A 6986-nucleotide genomic window follows, 5' to 3' on the forward strand; every position below is an offset into this window, starting at 1 on the left:
CGTTAAATCAGTAATTGATACTTCCGCGGCTGCAAAAATGTCCGCTCTGTTTGCGACTGATACCGTTGTTGTGCGAGCAACCGGTTCCTGTGTATCGACACCTGTTTTAGTTGCAATGGTAGATACATCTGTCGCTGACCTAGCAACTGATTTGGATGAATCGGTGCGGGATTCCATAATTGAGTCAACAGTTGTGTCAATAGATGATTTTGCTTTAATAACAAGTAGTTTTGTTGGGACAGCAACAAATTCTGTTGGTTTGGTTGCTGCTGATTTTGTTGTTTTGTCGGCAACTGGTTCGCTCCATATAGAGCAGATAACCGTTTGATTCGTAATCGATTATATGAAATCAATTGAGTTACCACCTTTGTCTATTCCTTTCTTGTCTCACGTATAAAAATTAGCTTATTCCTTAATGACTTACAGGTTTTTTTAAAATATTGTTATTCCCATTGTCAGATTTATAGCTTGGATCGACACGCCATAAAAAAGGAATTTAGTTACGAATTATATTAGTCGTTTTGATGAGTTAGCAACTCGTTTTGTTGCGCTAGTAATTCGTTTTGTTGCGCTTGTAACTCATTCTGTTGCGCTAGTAACTCGTTTTGTTGTGCTAATAACTCGTTTTGTTGCGCTTGTAACTCGTTTTGTTGTGCTAATAACTCGTTTTGTTGCGCTTGTAACTCGTTTTGTTGTGCTAGCAACTCATTTTGTTGTGCTAAAAGCTGAATCCATTTATCCAGTAGCTCGTTCTGCTCTGCGTCAGGAGTTGGTTCTGCTGGTTCCGTTGGCTCTGTTGGTTCTTTTGGTTCTGTTGGCTCCGTTGGCTCTGTTGGCTCAGTTGGCTCTGTTGGCTCTGTTGGTTCTGTTGGCTCTGTTGGCTCTGTTGGCTCTGTTGGCTCTGTTGGTTCTGTTGGCTCTGTTGGCTCTGTTGGCTCTGTTGGCTCTGTTGGCTCTGTTGGCTCTGTTGGCTCTGTTGGCTCTGTTGGCTCTGTTGGTTCTGTTGGTTCTGTTGGTTCTGTTGGTTCTTCCCATTTAGCAAAGATTTCCGTTTTACTAGTAATTGGCTGTGTACTAAAATCAAATCTTTTTCCTTCTTTATCTACCCATTCGATAAATGTCTTGCCCTCACTTGTTGGTATAGATGGCTCTTTTACGTTGTCTCCTGATAGAACAAGCGAAGTCGCTAATATTTCGCTCATCTCGCTATTTCCATAAAATGTGACCGAATTATAGTTTAACGTAGGAACAGTAGCGATACGACCATTTCTATGGATCGTAATGCTCCCTGCTGGCTTAAGCGTTTTATGAATATTTGCAGCTTGAACTGAATCTGTTAAATCATAATCTGTCAAATCGTAAATATAATATGTTCCCACATCATTCACTAAAAATTTTCTTGGTAATGTTCTTGTATAATATATTTTATCGTCTTTCGTACTAACTAAGCGAAGTGTTCTGCCATTCCATTGATCAGTTACTTTTTCCCCATCTATTCTCATTGCAATGTTATAGCCTGCTATTAAAACATATACCACACGTTTAGCATTTTTAGGCGGTGTCACTGACGTTGTTTCATTCACTTTTGGTTCTGTTGGGACTGTCACTGTTTCATCCACTTTTGGTTCTGTTGGAACTGTCATTGTTTCATCCACTTTTGGTTCTGTCGGGACTGTCATTGTTTCGTCCACTTTTGGTTCTGTTGGGACTGTCACTGTTTCATCCACTTTTGGTTCTGTTGGGACTGTCATTGTTTCATCCACTTTTGGTTCTGTCGGGACTGTCATTGTTTCGTCCACTTTTGGTTCTGTTGGGACTGTCATTGTTTCGTCCACTTTTGGTTCTGTTGGGACTGTCATTGTTTCATCCACTTTTGGTTCTGTTGGGACTGTCATTGTTTCATCCACTTTTGGTTCTGTTGGGGCTGTCATTGTTTCATCCACTTTTGGTTCTGTTGGGACTGTCATTGTTTCATCCACTTTTGGTTCTGTTGGGACTGTAGTTGATGTTGGTACACACCATTTAGCGAAGACTTCAGTTTTGCTAGTAATTGGCTGTGTGCTAAAATCAAATCTTTTCCCATCTTTATCTACCCATTCGATAAATGTCTTGCCTTCACTTGTCGGCTTAGAAGGCTCTTTAACTTTATCTCCTGAAAGAACAAGTGATGTCGCTAAAATTTCGCTCTTCTCACTATTTCCATAAAATGTAACTGTATTGTAATTTAAAGTAGCGATACTCGCCAGACGACCATTATGGTGTATTGTAATTTTCCCAGCTGGTTTTAACATTTTATGAACATTTGCTGCTTGAGCCGAGTCTGTTAAATCATAATCTGTCAAATCATAAATGTAATATGTTCCTGTATCTTTTACTGAAAGGGCTCTTGGTAATGTTCTTGTATAATATACATTATCGTCTTTTGTACTAACTAAACGAAGTGTTCTGCCACCCCATTGACCAGTTACTTTTTCACCGTCTATTTTCATTACAATGTTATAGTCTGCTTGTAATACATATACCCATCGTGATACAGCTTCAGCGTCTATTGGCGCTACTATTGCTGGTGTTACTAGTGCAGCAGTAGCAGCAGCAGCAAAAATTGCTGTTTTTTTAAATTTATTTCTTTTTTTCTTCTTCATTTTTTGACCCTCTCCCTTTCTTTAATTTTTTTTGTAATTTTGCAATCTATCTAAACCATAAATTATTTAATAGGCACGTAAGAATCTTCTTTTTTGCTTCTTTTATCTTTTTTTGAGAAATTTTATAACTACAAATACACTTTTATGTATAAATATTAGAAAATGAATATATTAAAATGAGCATTTTACACTTTTTAATGATAATTACTTAATTTTTCAACTATATTCAAAATCATATTTTTCTTTTATTTTTTATTTTTTTGATACAACCTAAAACATAATAGAATATAAACGAATGGGTTTAATTTTTAACGATGGCTTAAAAAGGATGAAAAAAACATTGATTGTCCTTTCAAAGGGGAAAGGGTTCAGTCCTTTAACAAACAAAAACAAACTGGACTGTTTAAGCCCAGTTTGAAATAGTATTTAGCACTATTTGTGTCGGATTTTCACTTATTTCTTTTGATAAGTTCATAAACATTCTTTTCTCAGGTGGCACATTTTCTTTCTTCATGTTGTACACTCCATTATCGTTAATGTACAAAGATTAAGTGTCCTTCGTTTTATCAACCCGATGATATTCGGAAACTTGAATAACGCGTACATTTTTTGTGTGTAATTCATGATATATTCCTCTACTATCTGTAAAAGCAATATATTGATCCCGTTCACTTTTAACCAATTGTTGTGCTTTTTCTTGTGACTCAATATGAATAAATCGCCTAACATAATGAATCTCATCAAAGAAATAGGTTATTTTAAATTCCTTCATTGTCAAACAACTCCTCCATTAATGCACTTATCATATCCACTAGCTGTTTTTATCATTCTTCCGCAAAAGTATAAGATTGAAAACGTGAGCAATAATAAAAAGTATCGGAATACGTTTAAACGGAGGTAAAAAAATTGACCGCTACAAATAATGCATTATCCATTTTTGCTCTAGGTGGTATTAACGAAATCGGTAAAAATATGTATGTAATACAATATGGAAATGATTTACTTATTGTCGATTGTGGAGCAAAGTTTCCAGATGAAAGTCTACTTGGCATTGATTTAATTATCCCTGATATCACCTACTTACAGGAAAACAAAGAAAAAATTAAAGGATTAATTGTCACGCATGGGCATGAAGATCATATAGGTGGCATTCCGTACCTTTTAAAGAAAATTAACGTTCCCATTTACGCTACAAGATTTACATTAGGGTTAATTGAGTTAAAACTAAAGGAGCACAAGCTGCTAAGAGAGACTGATTTAATAGAGATTCGCTCAGACTCCTCGTTACATTTCGGACAAATTGATGTGAGTTTCTTCAGAACAAATCATAGTATTCCTGACTGCTTAGGTATCGTTTTTCAAACACCTGAAGGCAAAGTAGTGCACACTGGAGACTTCAAGTTTGATTTAACTCCAGTTAATAATCAGTATGCTGATATTCACAAGATGGCAGCTATTGGATCTGAAGGTGTATTATTATTAATATCTGAAAGTACAAATGCTGAACGACCAGGATTAACACCATCGGAAAAACTTGTAGGTCATCATATTGAAGAAGCTTTTCTTCATGCCGAACGTAAAATAATCATTTCTACCTTTGCTTCCAATGTAAATCGAATTCAACAAATTGTAGACGCCACTATCGCAACGAATCGTAAACTTGCATTGTTAGGTCGCAGTATGGTGAATGTAGTTGATGTCGCCTTAGAGCGTGGGTATTTAGCGATGCCTGATGAGTTGTTACTTGATGCCCGTGAAGTGAAGTATCTCCCTCCAGAAGAAGTTGTTGTATTATGTACAGGGAGTCAGGGAGAGCCATTGGCCGCACTTTCTCGTTTAGCTAGTGGCAATCATCGTGAAGTAAAAATTTTACCTGACGATACTGTTATTTTAGCTGCCTCTCCAATACCAGGTAATGAAAAAGGCGTTTCGCGAATTGTCGATAATTTATTTCAGCTAGGGGCTAACGTCATTTATGGTTCGGCAAGTAACACAGGCATGCATGTTTCTGGACATGGTTATCAAGAAGATTTAAAGCTTATGCTGACGCTAATGAAACCAAAGTTTTTTATTCCGATACATGGAGAATTTCGTATGCTACATCAACATCGCTTGTTAGCAGAATCTGTCGGTGTCAAAAGAGGACATACCTTTATAATGAAAAATGGGGATGTTGTTGATATCGAAAAGTCGAAAGCTAGACAAACACGAAAAATCCCATCTGGTGAAACGTATGTTGATGGTATTGGCATTGGTGAAGTTGAAGGAATTGTTTTACGTGATCGTAAACAACTGTCTGAGGACGGCATGCTCGTTATCGTGTTAACGCTTAGTAAGAGTGATGGGTCTATTATTTTAGAACCTGATACTACATCAAGAGGATTTGTTTATGCAAAAGAGTCGGAGAATTTGCTACAAAAAGTGAATGAACTCGTAAAAGCAACTATTTGCGAACTCCAAGGGGAAAGCAAGCAACAGCTATTTGTTTTAAGGCGAGAGATTAAAAAAACGGTCGGCCAATATTTGTTTTCACAAACGAAACGCAAACCGATGATTTTGCCTATTATAATTGAAATTTAACTTCATATCGCTTTATGTTAAAAAGTCGGTGTTAGTCTTTCTATATCACACCGACTTTTTTTAACGCCAACTCAAGGCTTCCTTTTAACATTATTGTTGTGGAACTGATATAGCTCTCCAGTAAAGATTTTATGAAGTGCCAGATGATATAACGTTTGAAGCTGTTCAAATCCGTCATTTAAATGGCTAGCATGTTGTTCAGTTTGCTTTGAAATGTTTCGAATATGGAGTGGTAACTCCTCCACAACAGCTAGCAATGATTTTTTATGTTTCAATAAAAGCTGACTAGTTTTTAACAGCTTTACAATATTTGTTTGTATTTCTAATGCAGGTAAATCTAACTTTATATGATGCAATTGTCTCCAGTCTTTATTGGTCTGATACCAATGGAGAAAAAAATACAAATAATCACTTAAAATAATAGATTCATTTGGGATAATTGCAACTACATCATTAGCAATATATGCATCTTGTTCACATTGAAATATATACTTTTTAGCACGACCTAAGTCATTTTTCGCGAGAATAATTGTTTTTGCTGGCACCTTTGCACACTTAAAATGCATATTAACTGTATCATTCCATTTAGATAATTTACGAATATCACCATCAAGTGCTAACCATTTTAAATTTTTTGCTGTAATAAGAGGTTGACCAACCTTTGAGTAATCTGAAATATTAGGTGTTGTTAAACTAGCAACAATAAGAGCTATTTCATCTAGTCTATAACGCTCCAACAAGTTGAGATCCTCCATTCTTAAAGAGCTTTCAAAATTTCATACAACCAATCAAAAAATGCTTGTGTAGACGTTCCAAAATGCTATGAATATTCTTCCATATCATTATTATAGTGATTATTGTACCATTTTAATGTAACATTATCTACATTATATAACTTTAATGGTATATGCATTTTCATTGTTTTTCACTAGCTTTTTACATAGAGGTGAGTGATATGTCAGACTTTTTAAAGCTAGTAGGTGAACAACTCCGTATCATTAGAGTTTCCAAAGGGCTTAGTCAAGAAGAAGTAGCAGAGAGAACGGGGAAGTTAGGTTTTAGTAAAGGTCGCATTTCAAATATTGAGCACGGGCAATCAAATATTACTTTAAGTACGTTAGAATTGCTTATGAAAGCGTTAGATATTGCACCAGAGGAACTTTTTAATTTCCAACGATTATCGGGTGTTACTGATATTGAAGAAAAAAATCTTATGCTCGACATTCATCGCTCATTATTAAGAGAGCGCAATTTAGACGAAGTAAAATATGTAGTACGCATTACAAGAGATTTTCTAAATACGATTGATGCTCAATCAAAGAAAAACAGCTCCAATGTTGAATAACATTGGAGCTGTAAGACTGTAGACGCACCTTGTCCCTTTCAAAGTGTTAATTGATTTCCGTTACGGGTTGCTCGCTTTCCGCGGGCGTGGGGCTATGTGGCATGCCAGTCACCCATACAATTTCTATGCTTTGCTTCTAAACTAACAAAGGAAAAATCCACGTAGACTCCTGCGGGAACGCACACAGCGTAAGACGCAACAAGCCGCGCGTTAGCGAGGGTTGCGGCTTACGTGTGTGCCCGCGAAAAGCGCAGTGGATTTTTCCGTTTTAGGAACTACTACTCTTATGCCATGGGGCTATACCGTGTGCCAGTCACTCATATATTTCTAAGCTTTGCATTCTAAACTAACAAAGGAAAAATCCACGTAGACTCCTGCGGGAACGCACGCAGCGTAAGACGCAACAAGCCGCGCGTTAG

At 36.6% G+C, this 6986-nt stretch carries 6 protein-coding genes; 3 read left to right on the forward strand and 3 right to left on the reverse strand.

The annotated features are described in order from the left end of the window. Positions 1-37 precede the first annotated feature (37 nt). A complete protein-coding gene (locus ACIP9G_RS20570; protein ID WP_340822284.1) occupies positions 38-328 on the forward strand; it encodes a hypothetical protein in 291 nt (96 codons plus the stop codon). 184 nt (positions 329-512) lie between these two features. On the opposite strand, the gene ACIP9G_RS20575 is transcribed toward ACIP9G_RS20570, so the two are convergent. Further along, on the reverse strand, positions 513-2642 hold the full coding sequence (locus ACIP9G_RS20575) for an InlB B-repeat-containing protein (RefSeq protein WP_401021858.1): 2130 nt from the start codon (positions 2640-2642) through the stop codon (positions 513-515). A gap of 547 nt (positions 2643-3189) precedes the next feature. Continuing rightward, positions 3190-3414 (reverse strand): hypothetical protein, encoded by a 225-nt coding sequence (locus ACIP9G_RS20580; RefSeq protein WP_340826417.1) that lies wholly within the window; start codon positions 3412-3414, stop codon positions 3190-3192. A gap of 200 nt (positions 3415-3614) precedes the next feature. Between ACIP9G_RS20580 and ACIP9G_RS20585 the strand changes: the two genes are divergently transcribed. Next, on the forward strand, positions 3615-5222 hold the full coding sequence (locus tag ACIP9G_RS20585; protein WP_401021961.1) for a ribonuclease J: 1608 nt from the start codon (positions 3615-3617) through the stop codon (positions 5220-5222). Positions 5223-5293: 71 nt separating this feature from the next. Here the strand turns inward: ACIP9G_RS20585 and ACIP9G_RS20590 are convergent, their stop codons facing one another. Then, complete coding sequence (locus ACIP9G_RS20590) at positions 5294-5962, reverse strand: restriction endonuclease subunit S (protein ID WP_401021859.1); 669 nt, start codon at positions 5960-5962, stop codon at positions 5294-5296. Positions 5963-6177: 215 nt separating this feature from the next. Between ACIP9G_RS20590 and ACIP9G_RS20595 the strand changes: the two genes are divergently transcribed. Further along, positions 6178-6567: a helix-turn-helix domain-containing protein gene (locus tag ACIP9G_RS20595; RefSeq protein ID WP_340822280.1), complete on the forward strand. Its 390-nt coding sequence runs from the start codon at positions 6178-6180 to the stop codon at positions 6565-6567. Positions 6568-6986 lie beyond the last annotated feature (419 nt).

Source organism: Lysinibacillus sp. NPDC093197 (assembly GCF_044754025.1).
Taxonomy (GTDB): domain Bacteria; phylum Bacillota; class Bacilli; order Bacillales_A; family Planococcaceae; genus Lysinibacillus.

What these genes read in the sequence shown, in the direction of transcription:
- ACIP9G_RS20570 (WP_340822284.1), top strand. Translation starts at nt 38, where the DNA reads ATGTCCGCTCTGTTTGCGACTGATACCGTTGTTGTGCGAGCAACCGGT.
- ACIP9G_RS20575 (WP_401021858.1), bottom strand. Translation starts at nt 2,642, where the DNA reads ATGAAGAAGAAAAAAAGAAATAAATTTAAAAAAACAGCAATTTTTGCT.
- ACIP9G_RS20580 (WP_340826417.1), bottom strand. Translation starts at nt 3,414, where the DNA reads ATGAAGGAATTTAAAATAACCTATTTCTTTGATGAGATTCATTATGTT.
- ACIP9G_RS20585 (WP_401021961.1), top strand. Translation starts at nt 3,615, where the DNA reads ATGTATGTAATACAATATGGAAATGATTTACTTATTGTCGATTGTGGA.
- ACIP9G_RS20595 (WP_340822280.1), top strand. Translation starts at nt 6,178, where the DNA reads ATGTCAGACTTTTTAAAGCTAGTAGGTGAACAACTCCGTATCATTAGA.